Source organism: Paracoccus sp. MC1862 (genome assembly GCF_016617715.1).
Taxonomy (GTDB): Bacteria; Pseudomonadota; Alphaproteobacteria; order Rhodobacterales; family Rhodobacteraceae; genus Paracoccus.
This window is the reverse complement of record NZ_CP067225.1, coordinates 1,020,686-1,035,873: the sequence shown is the minus strand read 5'-3', so window position 1 is coordinate 1,035,873 and position 15,188 is coordinate 1,020,686. Positions and strand designations below refer to the sequence as shown.

The window sequence follows — 15,188 nt, the reverse complement described above, 5'->3', positions numbered from 1 at the left end:
AGATGCCCAGCCTCAAGGCGCTTAAAACCCGGATCGGAAGCGTCAAGAACACGCGGAAGATCACCAAGGCGATGCAGATGGTCGCCGCCGCCAAGCTGCGCCGCGCGCAGGAAGCGGCGGAGGCTGCACGCCCCTATGCCGACCGCATGTCCGCCGTGATGGCGGGCCTGACTGCGGCCGCCAGCGGGTCGGATGGCGCGCCGCGCCTTCTTGCCGGCACGGGCGAGGACCGGCGCCACCTGCTGGTGGTGCTGACCTCGGAACGCGGGCTTGCCGGCGGATTCAACAGCGCGATCGTCAAGCTCGCGCGCCAGCAGGCGGAAACGCTGCTGGGCCAAGGCAAGGAAGTGGCGATCGTCACCGTGGGCAAGAAGGCCCGTGAGCAGTTGCGCCGCGACATGGGGAACCGCTTCGTCCATCATGTGGACATGTCCGAGGTGAAGCGCGTGGGCTACGAGAACGCCCGCGAGATCGCGCAGGGCATCCTCGAACGTTTCGAGGCGGGCGACTTCGATGTGGCCACCCTGTTCTACAGCCGCTTCGAATCCGTCATCAGCCAGATCCCCACGGCCCGCCAGATCATCCCGGCGGTGATCGAGGAAGGGCAGGTCGAGGCCAGCGCGCTGTATGACTACGAGCCCGGTGAGGAAGCGATCCTGTCCGAGTTGCTGCCGCGGTCGATCACCACGCAGGTCTTTGCGGCGCTGCTGGAAAACGCGGCCTCGGAACAGGGCGCGCGGATGACCGCCATGGACAACGCGACCCGCAACGCGGGCGACATGATCGACAGGCTGACGACGCAGTACAACCGCTCGCGTCAGGCGGCGATCACCACCGAACTGATTGAAATCATCGCAGGCGCCGAGGCGCTCTGACCGGAATATAAGGGGTTTGAAAGATGGCAGAGGCTGAAGCCCGCAACATCCTGGCCGACGAGCCGTCGCGCGCAGGCGCCAAGGGCAAGATCACCCAGGTCATCGGCGCCGTTGTCGACGTGCAGTTCGACGAACACCTGCCGGCGATCCTGAACGCGCTGGACACCGAGAACAACGGCAAGAAGCTGGTTCTGGAAGTCGCCCAGCACCTGGGCGAGAACACCGTCCGCACCATCGCCATGGACGCGACCGAGGGCCTGGTCCGCGGCGCGCCCGTGACCGATACCGGCGGTCCGATCATGGTGCCGGTTGGGCCAGCGACGTTGGGCCGCATCCTGAACGTCGTGGGCGAGCCCGTGGACGAGCGCGGTCCGGTCGAGGCGACCGAGACCCGCGCCATTCACCAGCCCGCGCCCTCGTTCGCGGCGCAGGCGACCAGCTCGGAAATCCTTGTCACCGGCATCAAGGTCATCGACCTGCTGGCGCCCTATTCCAAGGGCGGCAAGATCGGCCTGTTCGGCGGCGCCGGGGTCGGCAAGACCGTGCTGATCATGGAGCTGATCAACAACATCGCCAAGGTGCACTCGGGCTATTCCGTCTTCGCCGGCGTGGGCGAGCGGACCCGCGAAGGAAACGACCTTTACCACGAGATGGTGGAATCGGGCGTCATCAACGAGGCCGACCTCGAGAAGTCGCAGGTGGCCCTCGTCTATGGTCAGATGAACGAGCCTCCGGGGGCGCGGATGCGGGTGGCCCTGACCGGCCTGACCGTGGCCGAGCAGTTCCGCGATTCCACCGGGACGGACGTGCTGTTCTTCGTGGACAACATCTTCCGCTTCACCCAGGCGGGGTCCGAGGTGTCGGCGCTGCTGGGCCGCATCCCGTCCGCCGTGGGCTATCAGCCGACGCTGGCGACCGACATGGGTGCGATGCAGGAACGCATCACCTCGACCAAGTCGGGTTCGATCACCTCGATCCAGGCCGTCTACGTTCCGGCCGACGACCTCACCGACCCGGCGCCTGCGACGACCTTCGCCCACCTTGACGCCACGACCGTTCTGTCGCGCGCGATCTCGGAACTGGGGATATACCCGGCCGTGGACCCGCTCGACTCGAACTCGCGCATCCTCGATCCGGGTGTCGTGGGCGAGGAGCATTATCAGGTCGCCCGCGACGTTCAGGGCATCCTGCAGAAATACAAGTCGCTGCAGGACATCATCGCCATCCTCGGGATGGACGAACTGAGCGAGGAGGACAAGCTGACGGTCGCCCGCGCCCGGAAGATCCAGCGCTTCCTGTCGCAGCCCTTCGACGTGGCCAAGGTCTTCACCGGCTCGGACGGCGTGCAGGTGCCGCTGGAAGACACGATCCGCAGCTTCAAGGCTGTCGTCGCCGGCGAATACGACCACCTGCCGGAATCGGCCTTCTACATGGTGGGCGGCATCGAGGACGTGAAAGCCAAGGCGCAGCGCCTCGCCGCTGACGCGGCGTAAGGGGGCGACATGGCCGACACGATGCAGTTCGACCTGGTGTCGCCGGAACGGAGACTCGTCTCGATCCCGGTGCGAGAGGTTCGCCTGCCGGGCACCGACGGCGATCTGACGGCAATGCCCGGTCACGCCGCGACGATGGTCACGCTACGGCCGGGCCTCGTCACGGTGGTGGACGCGCAGGGCACGGCGACCGAGTTCGCCGTGACCGGCGGCTTTGCCGAGATCAATGGCGAATCGGTCAGCCTGCTGGCCGAACGGGGTCATGCCCGCGCCGAGATCACGCAGGACGTCTACAACGAGATGATGCGCGACGCGCAACGTTCCCATCAGGGTGTCGAGGCCCGGCGCGAGTCGGTCGGCGACGAGATGGTTGCCGCCTCGGCCAAGATGCTGGGCGACATGCAGGCGCTGGGAACCCATATCGGGCTGGACCCGAACCAGTCCACCGTCCCGGACTGAAGGCAGGGGACTATCTGTAAAGACAGGCACCTCGCCCGTTTCCACGGGCGGGGTGTTGTCGTTCCATTCATCTGGATAGTGGTTTTGCGGCATCGTCGCCGCGCAAGAGGGGGCGGATGCTCCGGTTCAGTCACACGGCGGTCGGTGTTCAGCAAGGCAGGGCCTTCCTGTTTTCGGCGTTCGAGGATGGCGGCCCGATGTGGACTCAGCGTGGTCCGCGGGTCGAGCGCGTCGCAGTGGCCTTTGCCACCCCGTTCCGCGATACCCCGCTGGTGCATGTCGGCCTGTCGATGTGGGACATCTCGGTCGAAGCCAACCAGCGCGTCGACATCACCGCAGAGGATGTGACGCCTTCAGGCTTCACCCTTGCCTTCCGCACCTGGGGCGATACCCGCGTGGCGCGGGTCCGGGCCGACTGGCTGGCCATCGGCCCCGCCGATCACGTCGACGATTTCGAGCCTGATTGACCGTCACGCCCGGTCGAGGTTCTGCGCCACCAGCGCCGTGACCTCGTCAGGGTGGGTTATCGGGGCCATGTGACCCGCGCCGGGAACGATCGCGCGGCGAGCCTCTGGCAGCCTGCTGCCGAGCGTATCGAGGATCTCGCCCACGACTGCAGGCGATTCAGCGCCCGCGATCAGCATGGCGGGGGCTGCAACCGATTCCAACGCGTCCGGCCGCAGGATGGCGTGGATGTCGGCGCTCAGCGCCGCGTCGGTTTCAAGGATCAGCGGCATCAGCGCGACCGCGGCCTGCTGCATCGACCGCGGCATTGCGTCATATCCGCCCGGGGCGCCCCAGACGCTGAGGAAAAGCCGCGTCGCCTGCTCGATCTTTCCCGCGGCGGCAAGGGCGGCAAGCTCGTCGTCCAAGGCATGGCCCGAATTCGAGGCGGCGAACAGCACCGGCTCGATCACCGTCAGCGACCTGAGCCGCTGCGGCGCGGCCACCGCAAGCCGTAGGGCGACCGTGCCGCCGATGGAATGGCCGATCAGGTCAACAGGCTGGTCCCCCAGCAGGGCTTCCGCGATGCGGGTCACGGCCGAATGGTAATCCTCATCCGCCTCAGGCCGCCACGCGGCGCTGCGCCCGTGAGAGGGCAGGTCGAAGGCAGTCAGCTCCACCCGACCCTGCAGCCGCCGCGCCATGGGGTCGAAGGCCCGGCCGCTGCCCATCATGCAGTGGATCGCCAGCGCCGGACGCGAGGGATCGCCCGGCCAGTGCCGGACATGGACGCCGCTCACAGCGCGGCCAGATGCCGGTCAAGGAAGTCGAGCCGGTCCTGCCCCCAGAACCGCTGGTCGGTGTCAAGGACGTGGTAGAAGGGGACGCCGAACACCCCGGCCTCGACCGCGCGTTCAAGGTTGCGGGCATAGGTCTCGGCCCCGACGAAGAGGCCACGGTCGGCCAGTCCCGGATCGAAGCCGCTTTTGGTCAGCGCCTCGCGGATGACCTCGTCCTCGGCGATATCGAGGCCCTCGGCAAAGCGCGCCGCGAGGATCGCCCGCGCCAGTGCCGCCACGTCGCCGCCCGCATCCTGCGCGGCGATGATGGCATAGGAAGAGGGCGCGGCGTTCGTCATCGGCACGTCGATGCGGATCGGCATTCCCAGATGCTCGGCCCAGCGGGGCAGGTCCTGCCCGCGATACGCAAGCCGCGCAGGGTGACGATCCTGCGGGCGGACCCCTCCGGTGCGGTCAAAAAGCTGCAGGACATCGAGCGGGCGGTAGGTGATGGTCGCGCCGTGACGTTGCGCAATCCGCTCCAGCCGGTCGCCGGCGAGATAGGCCCAAGGGCTGATCGTGCTGAAGTAATAGTCGATCTGAGCCATGGTCTGCCCTTTCCAGCGGTTTGCCCGGACGCTATCGCGGTGCTAATCGGGGCGCAATCCGGCGATTCCCGGCCGGGCGGCCCTAGCCATCAAGGATTCCGATGCCTGCCATGACCGAACCCAAGCTGATCGCGGGCAACGCGAATCGCCCGCTGGCCACCGGAATCGCACGGCGGATGTCGATGCACCGCGGCATGAACGTGGACTTGGTGAACGCGCGCGTCGAGCGCTTCAACGACCAGGAAATCTTCGTCGAGGTCTACGAGAACGTTCGCGGCGAGGACATGTACATCATCCAGTCCACCTCGAACCCCGCGAACGACAACCTGATGGAGCTGCTGATCATGGCCGACGCGCTGCGCCGCAGCTCGGCCAACCGCATCACCGCCGTGATCCCCTATTTCGGCTATGCGCGGCAGGATCGCCGCGCCAAGGCCCGCACGCCCATCAGCGCCAAGCTGGTGGCCAACATCCTGACCGAAGCCGGGGTGGACCGTGTGCTGACGCTGGATCTGCACGCGACCCAGATCCAGGGGTTCTTCGACATCCCCGTGGACAACCTCTATGCGGCGCCGATCTTCTCTCTGGACATCATGCACCATTTCAAGGGCCGCATGGACGACCTGATGATCGTCTCGCCCGACGTGGGCGGCGTGGCGCGGGCGCGCGAGATCGCGGCCCGGATCGACGCGCCGCTGGCGATCGTCGACAAGCGGCGAGAGAAGGCGGGCGAGATCGCCGACATGACGGTGATCGGCGAAGTGGCGGGCAAGACCTGCATCATCGTGGACGACATCTGCGACACCGCCGGAACGCTGGTGAAGGCCGCGCAACTGCTTTCGGACCACGGCGCCACCGAGGTCCATGCCTATATCACCCATGGCGTCCTGTCGGGGCCTGCGGTTGAGCGGATCGAGGGATCGATCATGAAGTCGCTGGTCATCACCGACTCGATCACTCAGCCCGAGTCGGTCAAGAACGCCCGCAACATCCGCATCGTCCCGACCGCGCCCTTGTTCGCGCAGGCGATCATGTCCACCTGGAACGGCACCTCGGTATCCTCGCTGTTCGAGCTGGAAACGCTGCAGCCGATCTATGAGGGGATGTATTCGGCGGTGTGAGGGCTCGCAGGGTGCGTGGTTTCCCCGCACCCTTCTTCGTCAGAGGGCTCGCCAGCCGATGTCGCGGCGGAAGAAGCCCTGCGGCCAGTCCACGGCCTCGGCCAGCGCATAGGCGCGGTCGCGGGCCTTGGCCAGCGAGGCCCCTCGGCCGGTGGCGTTCAGCACCCGGCCCTCGGCCGAGATCAACTGCCCGCCCCGTTCCGCCGTGCCCGCATGGAAGATCATGGCCGAGGAGGTTTCTGCCAGGTCTTCGGGCAGGCGGATGGCAGCCCCCTTGGCATAGTCGCCGGGATAGCCGTTGGCCGCCAGCACCACGGTCAGCGCATGATCGTCGGCCCAAGTCACCGACACGCTGTCCAGCCGCGATTCCGCGCAGGCATGGATCAGGTCCAGCGCCTGCGCCCCCAGCCGCATCATCAACACCTGACATTCCGGGTCGCCGAAGCGGACATTGTATTCCACAAGCCGCGCCCGGCCGTCGCGGATCATCAGCCCGGCGTAGAGGACCCCTTGGAACGGCATCCCACGCCGCGCCATCTCGTCCACTGTCGGCTGGATGATCTCGGCCATGACCTGCGCCTGCAGTTGCGCCGTCAGGATCGGGGCGGGGGAATAGGCCCCCATGCCGCCGGTATTGGGGCCGGTGTCGCCTTCGCCAACCCGCTTGTGATCCTGTGCGGTGCCGATTGGCAGGCAGGTGGTGCCATCGACGAGGACGAAGAAGCTCGCCTCCTCGCCTTCCATGAACTCCTCGATCACCACCTCGGCGCCCGCCGCGCCGAATGCTCCGCCGAAGGCCGCGTCGATTGCGTCGATCGCCTCGTCTTCCGTCATGGCGACGGTAACGCCCTTACCGGCGGCAAGGCCGTCCGCCTTGACGACGATCGGTGCCCCCATGCGGCGGATGTAGTCGCGGGCCGGCCCGGCCTCGGTGAACCGCGCCCAGGTGGCGGTCGGCGCGCCGCAGGCGTCGCAGATTTCCTTGGTGAAGGCCTTGGACGCCTCCAGCCGAGCCGCCGCCTGCGACGGCCCGAAAGCGGCGATCCCGGCCGCCCGCAGCGCATCGGCCACGCCTGCGGCCAGGGGCGCCTCGGGGCCGATCACCACGAGGTCGATGGCATGTTCCTCGCAGAAGCCCGCGACTGCGGCGCCGTCCTCGATGGCAAGCTCCGCGCAGCGGGCGATTTCCGCGATTCCCGCATTGCCCGGCGCCACGATCAGCCGGTCGCATTTCGGGTTCTGCCGGATCGCCCAGGCAAGCGCGTGTTCGCGCCCCCCGCCGCCGAGGATCAGGATGTTCATGCAAGGCCCCTTCTGCTTTCGCCCGCTTTAGGGCGACAGGACAGGGGCGGCAAGCGACTGGCCGCAGCTTGTCCCCGTGGCCGTGCCGGTCCATGTTCGGCGCATGGAATTGTTCGAAGACGACGCCCCTGCAGCGGCAGGCAACAACGCCCCCGCCCTGTCGGTTTCCGAGATCTCGGGCGCGGTGAAGCGCGTGATCGAGGGCGAGTTCGGCCGCGTCCGCGTGAGGGGAGAGGTCGGGCGGGTATCCCGGCCCGGCTCGGGGCATCTTTACTTTGACCTCAAGGACGACAATGCCAGCATCGCCGCGGTCTGCTGGAAGGGGCAGGCCGGACGACTGGCGCATCGTCCCGAAGAGGGGATGGAGATCATCGTCACCGGCCGGCTGACGACTTTCGCCAACCAGTCCAGGTATCAGTTGATCGTCGAGCAGGTGGAACCGGCGGGTCTCGGCGCGCTGATGGCGATGCTGGAGAGCCGCCGCAAGGCGCTGGCCGCCGAGGGGCTGTTCGACGCATCCGCCAAGCGGCCCATTCCTTACCTGCCGGGAGTGATCGCGGTCGTGACTTCGCCTTCGGGCGCGGTGATCCGCGACATCCTGCACCGGCTGCGCGACCGCTTTCCCAGCCGGGTGCTGATCTGGCCAGTGGCCGTGCAGGGCACCGCCTGCGCCCCGCAGGTCGCCGACGCGATCACCCGGCTGAATGCGATCCAGCCCGGAGGGCCGGTGCCGCGCCCCGACCTCATCATCGTGGCCCGCGGCGGTGGCTCGGTCGAGGATTTGTGGGGCTTCAACGACGAAGCGGTGGTCCGCGCGGTCGCGGCGGGCACGATCCCGCTGATCTCGGCCGTGGGACACGAGACGGACACGACACTGATCGACCATGCCGCCGACCTGCGGGCGCCCACGCCCACGGCCGCGGCCGAGATGGCGGTCCCGGTGCTGGCCGACCTTGCCGCGCGGCTGACCGAGACGCAGGCGCGGCTTTTGCGCTGCACCCGCGCGCGGCTGGACCGTTCCACCCAGCGGCTGGGCGACCTCGGCCGCGCGCTGGGCCGTCCGCAGGCGTTGACCGACCCGGCGCGGCAGCGGCTGGACCTGACCGCCCCGCGGCTGGAGCCGGTGTTGCGCGCCTTCACCCGCGACCGCCGCCGCAGCATCGAGGCGCTGCACCTGCCGCTGTTTGCCCTGCGCGGTTTCATGGCCGACCGCCGCGCGGCGGTGGAACGGGCAGGGCGCGGCCTGGATCAGGCGCAAGCCCGCGACCAGCAGCGCAGGCGCGCGGCGCTGCCGGTGGTGCGGCCCGGCGCGGTGCGGATGGCGCAGGTCTCGGCGGCACGCAGGCTTGCGGGCGCGGCGCCTCGTCTTGATCCGGTGATCCGGCGCGCCACCTCGCTGGCAGCGCAGCGGCTTCAGGCGGCGGCCCTGCGGCTCGACACGGCGCAGGCCCGGCTGCAACGCCGGCAGACCGAAGGGCGGGCACGGATGGACGAGGCCGGGCGACGGCTTGACGCGCTCGGGCCTGTGCTGACGGCCGAACGGCGGGAGGAGCTTGAAACGCTGGACCGGCTGCGGCAGACGCTCGGCCATGCCGAGACCCTGCGGCGCGGCTTTGCCATCGTCCGGGGGCCAGAGGGGCTGGTCACCTCGGCCAGCGTGGCGGGCAAGGCCGCCGCGCTTGAGATCGAGTTCCACGACGGCCGCGTGGCCGTGCATCCCGAAGGGGCCGCACCCACGTCCCGCCGCGCGCCGAAGAAGAAGCCGCCGGCACAGGGCTCGCTGTTCTAGCGCGTGTCGCGCGGGCGCAGGGCCATCCAGATCAGCGCTCCGCCGGCCAGCGTCAGGAAGGGCAGCATCATCATGTTGACCGCCGACCAGCCTTGCTGCGCCGTCCCGCCCGCGCAGCCCATCAGCGCCCCCGAGGACAGCGAGGCAAGGAACACCCCGCCGAAGACGATGGTGTCGTTGATGCCCTGCACCCGGCCGCGTTCCTCGGGCGTGTGCTGCGCGGTCAGCATCGCCGTCGCCCCGATGAAGCCGAAGTTCCAGCCCAGCCCCAGCAGGATCAGCGCAATGTAGAAGTGGTCGAGTTCCACTCCGCTGAGCGCGAACGCCCCGGCGGTTGCGAGGATCACCAGCCCCAGCGTCACGATCCGCTCGGCCCCGAAGCGAGCGATCAGGTTACCGGTGAAGAAGGCGGGCGCGAACATCGCCACCATATGCGCGGCAGTGACGTTGGCGGCGTCGGCGGTCGCAAAGCCGCAGCCGACCATCGCCAGCGGCGTCGAGGTCATCACCAGGTTCATCAGCGCATAGCTGACGGTCCCGCAGATCATCGCCACCACAATCCCCGGGGTCCGCAGGATCTCGCCGAGGCTGCGCCCGCCTGCGCTCCCCGCCCGCGCTTGCGGGGCCACCGGGATACGCAGCAGCGCGTAGATGAAGGGACCGAGCAGGTTGATCCCGATGATGGCTGCGAAGGTCATGGCAAAGGGAATCGCGCTCGCCTCGGCGGTGACGGTGGCGATCCGGGGACCGATCAGCGCGGACACCAGCCCGCCCGCCTGCACGAGGCTGATCATCTTCGGCTGCAGGGCCGCGGGCGCGACATCAGCAGCGGCGAAGCGGTAGAAGCCCTGCGCCGACATCTGCGCCCCGATCAGCGTGCAGCCGAGCGTGAACAGCGCAAAGCTGCCGCGTTCCAGCCCCGCAAAGGCGATCCCCGCCCCGATGGCGGCGATCAACGAGGCAATGGTGAAGCCCGCGCGTCGTCCGTGCCGGGCCATGAAGCCCGACAGGAACCGCGCCGAGACGGCCGAGCCCAGCATCACCATCGACACCGGCAGCGTGGCAAAGCAGGGATTCGGCGCGATCATCGCCCCGGCCAGCCCGGCGGTGATGAAGATCATCGACAATTGCGCGCCGAGGATGCCCTGCGCCAGCGTCAGCACCGCGACGTTGGACCAAGCCCGGCGACGGTTGGCCGGGCTGTCCTCGACCGCTGCCGTCAACGGGAATGACCGCCTGCAGAGCGGGCGACGATGCTCTCAGGCAGGCTCCAGCCGCGGAAAGCGCCGATCCCGCCGACAGGGGCAGACTGGCTGACCGAGTTCATTGCAAGCCCTTTCCGCGCAAGCCGCATCGCGCGCCTTGTCGGCCATGAACGGCAAGGCTGCAATAGGGGCGGCTGTGGTCTGCCGTCACCCCCCGAAGCCGCGGCTTCCGCCCGTCGCCGTCCGGGCCGTGGCGCCTGCACCGAAGCCGCCGCGCTGGGCGACCTGCGCGCGGCTCATCGGCTGCTGGCCGATGGTCGTGGGCGCGCGGTTGAAGGCCTGCGCCGGAACGCGGCCCGAGCCGCTGTTGCTGGCAAAGGTCTGGTTGCCCGAGGGCGTCGAATAGCCGCCCGGCGTCCGCACCATCGGCTGGCTGAAGACGCCGCCGCCGCGCGACAGCATCGACCCCATCATGTAGCCCACCAGCAGCGGCATGAAACTGAAGCCGCCGCCGCCCTGCTGCTGTGCCGCCGGGTCGCCCGCCGCAGGGTCGGCCCCGCAGGCGCCCGCGCCATGCTCCTCCTCGCACAACTCGCGCGATTCATAGCGGGGGGCGGTTTCCAGATGGGTCTGCTCGGCGGCGGCGAACTGGGTGCGGCAGTCATCGGCGGTGAACCACAGCCCATCCGTCTGCGCGGCGGCAAGGCAACTGTCCAGGTCGGGGAAGGCCTGCGCGTCCACCGCGTCGTCCTCGCAGGCGGCCAGCGTCAGGACGGCCGCTCCTGCCAGCAGCAGCGCGACATGGCGCGAGCGCTTGCGGCGGGGCGCGGAGGCCTCTTCGGGGCGGTCAGCGAGATCGGTCATGGCCTTACCCTTCGATGAAATGCGGCTTGAAGCGCGACAGGTTGTGGGTGATCCGGGCGCGATCCTCGCGCATGCCCAACCCCACGCAGTCCTCGCCCACGATCCAGGCGCCGAGGACGGGGTGGAAACCCTCGAAGTCGGGCAGCGCCGCGAGCGCCTGCACGACCTGGGGGTGGTGCGAGTAGCTGTCGTCCGGTGCGCGGTCGGTTTCCCGCCCGGCCTCGTGGATGACGACGCCCGCACCCTCGCGCGAGAAGATGGGCTTGGTGACATGGCCCTGCGCCAGCAGCGGCTCGGCGGCGGCAATCGCCTGGGCGAAGAGCGTGTCCTCACCCCGGCGCGCGGCTTCAAGGTCTGACTGAAAGAATGCCGGCAACAGGTTGGGATGATCGGGGAACAGGTGCCACAGCAGCGGCAGCAGCCCCTTGTTGGAAAGAAGCGCCTTCCACGGCGGCTCGATGAAGCGGGTCTGCGAAGGCTGCAGATTCGGCGCGAACTCATCGCGCAGCATGTCTTCCCACGGATAAAGCTTGAACAGCGTCCCGATCACCCGGTCGTGGTCGTCGGCAAGCTGCCCCTGATCGGTGATACCAATGTTCGCGAGATCGGTGAAATGCGCGCCAAGCCCGGCCTCGCGCGCGGCCCAGGCCAGCGCCTCGACGGTGGCGTAATCCTCGGGGTTTTCCTTGTCGGCGGCGAAATGGACATCCTCGCCCGGCACACAGATGGCGGCCCAGCGTTCGGTCAGCGCCTCGTGGATGCGGTTGAACTGGTCGGTGTTCGGACCCAGCCCCCCCGCGTCCCGGCTTTCCTCGAACCACAGCCATTGGAAGGAGGCGGATTCATACAGCGAGGTCGGCGTGTCGGCGTTGTATTCCAGCAGCTTCGCCGGACCCTTGCCGTCATAGGCGAGGTCGAACCGGCCATAAAGCTCAGGTTCGCCATTGGCCCAACTGCGTTCGACAAAGTCCCAATGCGCGCGGGGGATCTCCAGCCGGGTCAGCCATTCCTCGGACGTGACGGCATGTGCCACCGCCTCGCGGCACATCCCGTGCAGCTCGCTGCCGGGGGCCTCGATATCCTCCTCGATCTGGCGCAGGGTAAAGCGATAGGCCGAGGTTTCGTCCCAATAGGGTTCGCCGTTCATGTCGGCGAAGGTGAAGCCCAGTTCTTTGGCACGTTCGCGCCAGCCGGGGCGTTCGGGAAGGGAAAGTTTCTGCATCAATCGGGCGTTCCGCTGGTCATCGTTCCGATGTGGCAAGCAGGGCGGGGGGATGCAAGGGCGGCAAAACCGGGCGTCAGGCGCTGCGAAACGGCATCGACATGATATTGTGGCGAACCAGCCTCTTGCCTCAGACAGTGGTGGCAAGCACAACAGCTTGAGATATCCCCGCCCTTCGGCGCAGGAACAGGCACATGGCGCAACCGGATCACGACCTTCTCGGCGACGAAAGCCATCCCATCGACCTGGTCGAGGCGGTCGCCGCCCGCCGCGACTGGGATTTCGCCCGGCTGGCGGACGACCAGATCGCAATGACGGTCGAGGGGCTGTGGCGGATCTATGCGCTGACGCTCGCCTGGTCGGAACGGGACGAGGTGCTGCGGCTGATCTGCAGCTTCGACCTGGACCCGCCCGAGGCGCGAATGGGCGCGCTTCACGAGGCGCTGAACCTTGCCAACGACGCGGTGTGGGAGGGCGGGTTCTCGTTCTGGGCGCAGCACCGGCAGATGGTCTGGCGCTATGGGCTGGTGCTTGCGGGCGGTACGGTTGCCACGCCCGAGCAGATCGACCGCATGATCCGCAGCGCCATCGAGAACTCGGAACGTTTCTACCCGGCCTTCCAGCTTGCCTGCCGCTGCGAGATTGCGCCGCGTGACGCCATGGGCATCGCCATCGCCGAACCCGCCGGCAGGGCCTGAATGCCCGGCGCGACCCCACGGGCATCTTCTGTCTGGAAATATACCGAGGTCCGGGCAGGGCGCCGGTCCGGCATCGCGGCAAGCAGGTGCCTCTGGACAGCGTCGCCCTGATCGTTACCCCTTCCCCGGTGAAAGAGGGGCACATGGATCTGACGCATCTGAATGAAAGAGGGCTCGTGCTTGTCGGTTGCGGCCGGATGGGCGGGGCGCTGCTGCAGGGCTGGCTTGCGCGCGGGCTCGCACCGGCGGGGGTGCGCGTCGTAGATCCGAATGTCCCCGACTGGGTGCGCGACCGGGGCGTTTCGGTCGAGGGTCCAATGCCCGGCGATCCGGCGGTCGTGGTGCTGGCGGTCAAGCCGCAGATGATGAGGCCGGTGCTGTCGGATCTTTCCGCGACAGCCTCCGGGGACCGGCTGGTGCTGTCGGTGGCCGCCGGGGTGACGCTTGATGCCTATGGCCGCGCCTTTCCGGGCGCGCCGGTGGTGCGGGCGATGCCCAACACGCCGGCCGCCATCGGGCAGGGGATCACCGCGATCATCGGTAACGAGCGGGCGGACGAAGCCGCGCTGGCGCTTTCCGAATCGCTCCTGTCGGCGGTCGGGCGCGTGGTCCGCCTGAGCGATGAATCGCAGATGGACGCGGTGACGGCCGTTTCAGGCTCTGGCCCTGCCTATGTGTTCCACCTGATCGAAACCCTTGCCGCGGCAGGCGAGGCCGAGGGGCTGCCCGCCGGTCTCGCGCTCGATCTCGCCCGCGCGACGGTGGCGGGGGCAGGGGCGCTGGCGATGCACGAGGGCGGCGACCCGGCCCGGCTGCGCGAGGCGGTGACCTCGCCCGCCGGGACGACGGCGGCGGGGCTGTCGCACCTGATGGACCCGGAAACCGGCCTTGGACCCCTGATGCGCCGCACGGTGGCCGCCGCCGCCGAACGGGGGCGGGAGCTTGGCAGATGAGCGCAGCCGCCCCGCAGATCACCTTTGACGATTTCGCCCGCGTGGATATCCGCGTGGGCACCATCCTGCGCGCCGAACCCTACCCGGAAGCGCGGGTGCCCGCGATCAAGCTGTGGATCGATTTCGGCCCCGAAATCGGAGAGCGCCGCAGTTCCGCCCAGATCACCCGCCATTACGAGCCTGCCGCCCTGATCGGGCAGCAGGTGCTGGGGGTGGTCAACTTCCCCCCGCGCCAGATCGGCAAGTTCCTCTCGGACGTGCTGGTCCTTGGTCTGCCGGATGCGGACGGACAGGTGGTCCTGATCGGCCCTGACAGCCCGGTCCCGAACGGAGGAAGGATGTACTGATGCGCCTGCTCGTCACCCGACGCATGACCGCCGCCGCCGAACAGGCGATCTCGGACGCCTTCGACGCGACGTTCCGCGACGAGACCACGCCGCTGACCGAGAATGAGGCGGCCGCTGCCCTGCGCGAGAACGACGCCATCATCCCGACGCTGGGCGATCCCTTCAACGCAACGGTGCTTGCCACGCCCGAACGACGCACGAAGGTGCTTGCGAATTTCGGCGCGGGCTTCAACCATATCGACATCGCGGCCGCAAAAGCCGCAGGCATCGTCGTGACCAACACCCCGGACGTGGTGACGGACGCCACTGCCGACATCGCGCTGACGCTGATTCTGATGACCGCCCGCCGCGCGGGCGAGGGCGAGCGGCTGGTCCGCGCGGGCCGGTGGACGGGCTGGCACCCGACCCAAATGCTGGGGATGCATGTCACCGGGCGCACCCTGGGGATCATCGGCATGGGCCGGATCGGGCAGGCCATCGCCCGGCGGGGGCATCTCGGCTTCGGGACGCCGGTGATCTTCCACAACCGCTCGACCGTCGCGGGGCTGGACCTGCCCGCGCGGCAGGTGCCGCTGCCGGATCTGCTGGCGCAGGCGGATATCGTGGTCGCGGCGGTGCCCGGCGGCGCCTCGACCCGCCACCTGATCGGCGCGGCCGAGCTTGCCGCGATGAAGCCGGGCGCGATCCTGATCAACATCGCGCGGGGCGACGTGGTGGACGAGGCCGCACTGATCGCGGCGCTGGAGGCGGGAAAGCTTGCCGGTGCCGGCCTCGACGTCTACGAGCGCGAGCCTCTGGTGCCCGAGGCGCTGCGCGACCGCGAGAACGTCGTGCTGCTGCCGCATCTGGGCACGGCCGCCGAGGAAGTCCGCACCGACATGGCCCTGCGGGCGCTGGGGAACCTGACGGCCTTCTTCCGGGGCGAGGCTCCGCCTGACCGGGTGGCCTGACACGATTTCGTGAAAAATCTCCTTTGGAACTCGAAGGTTGGCTGCACGTTGATGCAGCGACGCAATAAAGGAGGTCATC

General features: G+C 68.6%; 16 protein-coding genes. 10 read left to right on the top strand and 6 right to left on the bottom strand.

From position 1 onward, the window contains the following. Positions 1-2: 2 nt before the first annotated feature. From JGR78_RS05195 to JGR78_RS05180, 4 genes are all read left to right on the top strand, one after another. Positions 3-875 (top strand): F0F1 ATP synthase subunit gamma, encoded by an 873-nt coding sequence (locus tag JGR78_RS05195; RefSeq protein WP_182804400.1) that lies wholly within the window; start codon positions 3-5, stop codon positions 873-875. 23 nt (positions 876-898) lie between these two features. Then, positions 899-2,368, top strand: a complete 1,470-nt coding sequence (gene atpD, locus JGR78_RS05190; RefSeq protein ID WP_182792465.1) for a F0F1 ATP synthase subunit beta — start codon at positions 899-901, stop codon at positions 2,366-2,368. A 9-nt stretch (positions 2,369-2,377) separates the two neighbouring features. Further along, the gene (locus JGR78_RS05185; protein ID WP_182792466.1) at positions 2,378-2,827 is read left to right on the top strand and encodes a F0F1 ATP synthase subunit epsilon; all 450 of its coding nucleotides are present in this window, start codon (positions 2,378-2,380) and stop codon (positions 2,825-2,827) included. A 116-nt stretch (positions 2,828-2,943) separates the two neighbouring features. Further along, positions 2,944-3,294 carry an H-type lectin domain-containing protein gene (locus JGR78_RS05180; RefSeq protein ID WP_182792467.1) on the top strand — a complete coding sequence of 117 codons (351 nt, stop codon included), beginning with the start codon at positions 2,944-2,946 and terminating at the stop codon, positions 3,292-3,294. Positions 3,295-3,297: 3 nt separating this feature from the next. Here the strand turns inward: JGR78_RS05180 and JGR78_RS05175 are convergent, their stop codons facing one another. Both JGR78_RS05175 and JGR78_RS05170 read right to left on the bottom strand, forming a co-directional pair. Continuing rightward, on the bottom strand, positions 3,298-4,071 hold the full coding sequence (locus JGR78_RS05175; RefSeq protein WP_182792468.1) for an alpha/beta fold hydrolase: 774 nt from the start codon (positions 4,069-4,071) through the stop codon (positions 3,298-3,300). Continuing rightward, entirely contained in the window at positions 4,068-4,658 is a 591-nt protein-coding gene (locus JGR78_RS05170) for a 2-hydroxychromene-2-carboxylate isomerase (RefSeq protein WP_182792469.1), read from the bottom strand. The genes JGR78_RS05175 and JGR78_RS05170 overlap by 4 nt, the downstream gene beginning before the upstream one ends. A 101-nt stretch (positions 4,659-4,759) precedes the next feature. Here JGR78_RS05170 and JGR78_RS05165 point away from each other — a divergent pair, with 101 nt between their 5' ends. Next, complete coding sequence (locus JGR78_RS05165; RefSeq protein ID WP_182792470.1) at positions 4,760-5,779, top strand: ribose-phosphate pyrophosphokinase; 1,020 nt, start codon at positions 4,760-4,762, stop codon at positions 5,777-5,779. A gap of 39 nt (positions 5,780-5,818) precedes the next feature. On the opposite strand, the gene purD is transcribed toward JGR78_RS05165, so the two are convergent. After that, positions 5,819-7,081, bottom strand: coding sequence for a phosphoribosylamine--glycine ligase (gene purD, locus JGR78_RS05160; protein WP_182804398.1), 1,263 nt, complete (start codon positions 7,079-7,081; stop codon positions 5,819-5,821). Positions 7,082-7,184: 103 nt separating this feature from the next. Between purD and xseA the strand changes: the two genes are divergently transcribed. Beyond that, a complete protein-coding gene (xseA, locus tag JGR78_RS05155) occupies positions 7,185-8,870 on the top strand; it encodes an exodeoxyribonuclease VII large subunit (RefSeq protein WP_182804397.1) in 1,686 nt (561 codons plus the stop codon). Here the strand turns inward: xseA and JGR78_RS05150 are convergent. The 3 genes from JGR78_RS05150 to JGR78_RS05140 all read right to left on the bottom strand — a co-directional run bounded on the left by JGR78_RS05150 (position 8,867) and on the right by JGR78_RS05140 (position 12,161). Then, on the bottom strand, positions 8,867-10,093 hold the full coding sequence (locus JGR78_RS05150; protein WP_234450863.1) for an MFS transporter: 1,227 nt from the start codon (positions 10,091-10,093) through the stop codon (positions 8,867-8,869). The two genes, xseA and JGR78_RS05150, sit on opposite strands and share 4 nt — an antisense overlap. Before the next feature lie 189 nt (positions 10,094-10,282). Then, positions 10,283-10,939 carry a DUF1190 domain-containing protein gene (locus tag JGR78_RS05145; protein ID WP_182792473.1) on the bottom strand — a complete coding sequence of 219 codons (657 nt, stop codon included), beginning with the start codon at positions 10,937-10,939 and terminating at the stop codon, positions 10,283-10,285. 4 nt (positions 10,940-10,943) lie between these two features. Beyond that, positions 10,944-12,161, bottom strand: coding sequence for a glutathionylspermidine synthase family protein (locus JGR78_RS05140; protein ID WP_182804396.1), 1,218 nt, complete (start codon positions 12,159-12,161; stop codon positions 10,944-10,946). A gap of 194 nt (positions 12,162-12,355) precedes the next feature. Here JGR78_RS05140 and JGR78_RS05135 point away from each other — a divergent pair, with 194 nt between their 5' ends. From JGR78_RS05135 to JGR78_RS05120, 4 genes are all read left to right on the top strand, one after another. Further along, entirely contained in the window at positions 12,356-12,859 is a 504-nt protein-coding gene (locus JGR78_RS05135) for a YbjN domain-containing protein (protein ID WP_182792475.1), read from the top strand. A 143-nt stretch (positions 12,860-13,002) separates the two neighbouring features. Continuing rightward, positions 13,003-13,812, top strand: coding sequence for a pyrroline-5-carboxylate reductase (gene proC, locus JGR78_RS05130; protein WP_182792476.1), 810 nt, complete (start codon positions 13,003-13,005; stop codon positions 13,810-13,812). After that, complete coding sequence (locus tag JGR78_RS05125) at positions 13,809-14,159, top strand: tRNA-binding protein (protein ID WP_182792477.1); 351 nt, start codon at positions 13,809-13,811, stop codon at positions 14,157-14,159. Before proC ends, JGR78_RS05125 begins: the two co-directional genes overlap by 4 nt. Next, a complete protein-coding gene (locus JGR78_RS05120; protein WP_182804395.1) occupies positions 14,159-15,109 on the top strand; it encodes a D-glycerate dehydrogenase in 951 nt (316 codons plus the stop codon). Before JGR78_RS05125 ends, JGR78_RS05120 begins: the two co-directional genes overlap by 1 nt. The last annotated feature ends 79 nt before the right edge of the window (positions 15,110-15,188 follow it).

Coding starts and splice junctions, on each gene's coding strand:
- JGR78_RS05195 (WP_182804400.1), top strand. CDS start 3: ATGCCCAGCCTCAAGGCGCTTAAAACCCGGATCGGAAGCGTCAAGAAC.
- atpD (WP_182792465.1), top strand. CDS start 899: ATGGCAGAGGCTGAAGCCCGCAACATCCTGGCCGACGAGCCGTCGCGC.
- JGR78_RS05185 (WP_182792466.1), top strand. CDS start 2,378: ATGGCCGACACGATGCAGTTCGACCTGGTGTCGCCGGAACGGAGACTC.
- JGR78_RS05180 (WP_182792467.1), top strand. CDS start 2,944: ATGCTCCGGTTCAGTCACACGGCGGTCGGTGTTCAGCAAGGCAGGGCC.
- JGR78_RS05170 (WP_182792469.1), bottom strand. CDS start 4,658: ATGGCTCAGATCGACTATTACTTCAGCACGATCAGCCCTTGGGCCTAT.
- JGR78_RS05165 (WP_182792470.1), top strand. CDS start 4,760: ATGCCTGCCATGACCGAACCCAAGCTGATCGCGGGCAACGCGAATCGC.
- purD (WP_182804398.1), bottom strand. CDS start 7,081: ATGAACATCCTGATCCTCGGCGGCGGGGGGCGCGAACACGCGCTTGCC.
- xseA (WP_182804397.1), top strand. CDS start 7,185: ATGGAATTGTTCGAAGACGACGCCCCTGCAGCGGCAGGCAACAACGCC.
- JGR78_RS05145 (WP_182792473.1), bottom strand. CDS start 10,939: ATGACCGATCTCGCTGACCGCCCCGAAGAGGCCTCCGCGCCCCGCCGC.
- JGR78_RS05140 (WP_182804396.1), bottom strand. CDS start 12,161: ATGCAGAAACTTTCCCTTCCCGAACGCCCCGGCTGGCGCGAACGTGCC.
- JGR78_RS05135 (WP_182792475.1), top strand. CDS start 12,356: ATGGCGCAACCGGATCACGACCTTCTCGGCGACGAAAGCCATCCCATC.
- proC (WP_182792476.1), top strand. CDS start 13,003: ATGGATCTGACGCATCTGAATGAAAGAGGGCTCGTGCTTGTCGGTTGC.
- JGR78_RS05125 (WP_182792477.1), top strand. CDS start 13,809: ATGAGCGCAGCCGCCCCGCAGATCACCTTTGACGATTTCGCCCGCGTG.
- JGR78_RS05120 (WP_182804395.1), top strand. CDS start 14,159: ATGCGCCTGCTCGTCACCCGACGCATGACCGCCGCCGCCGAACAGGCG.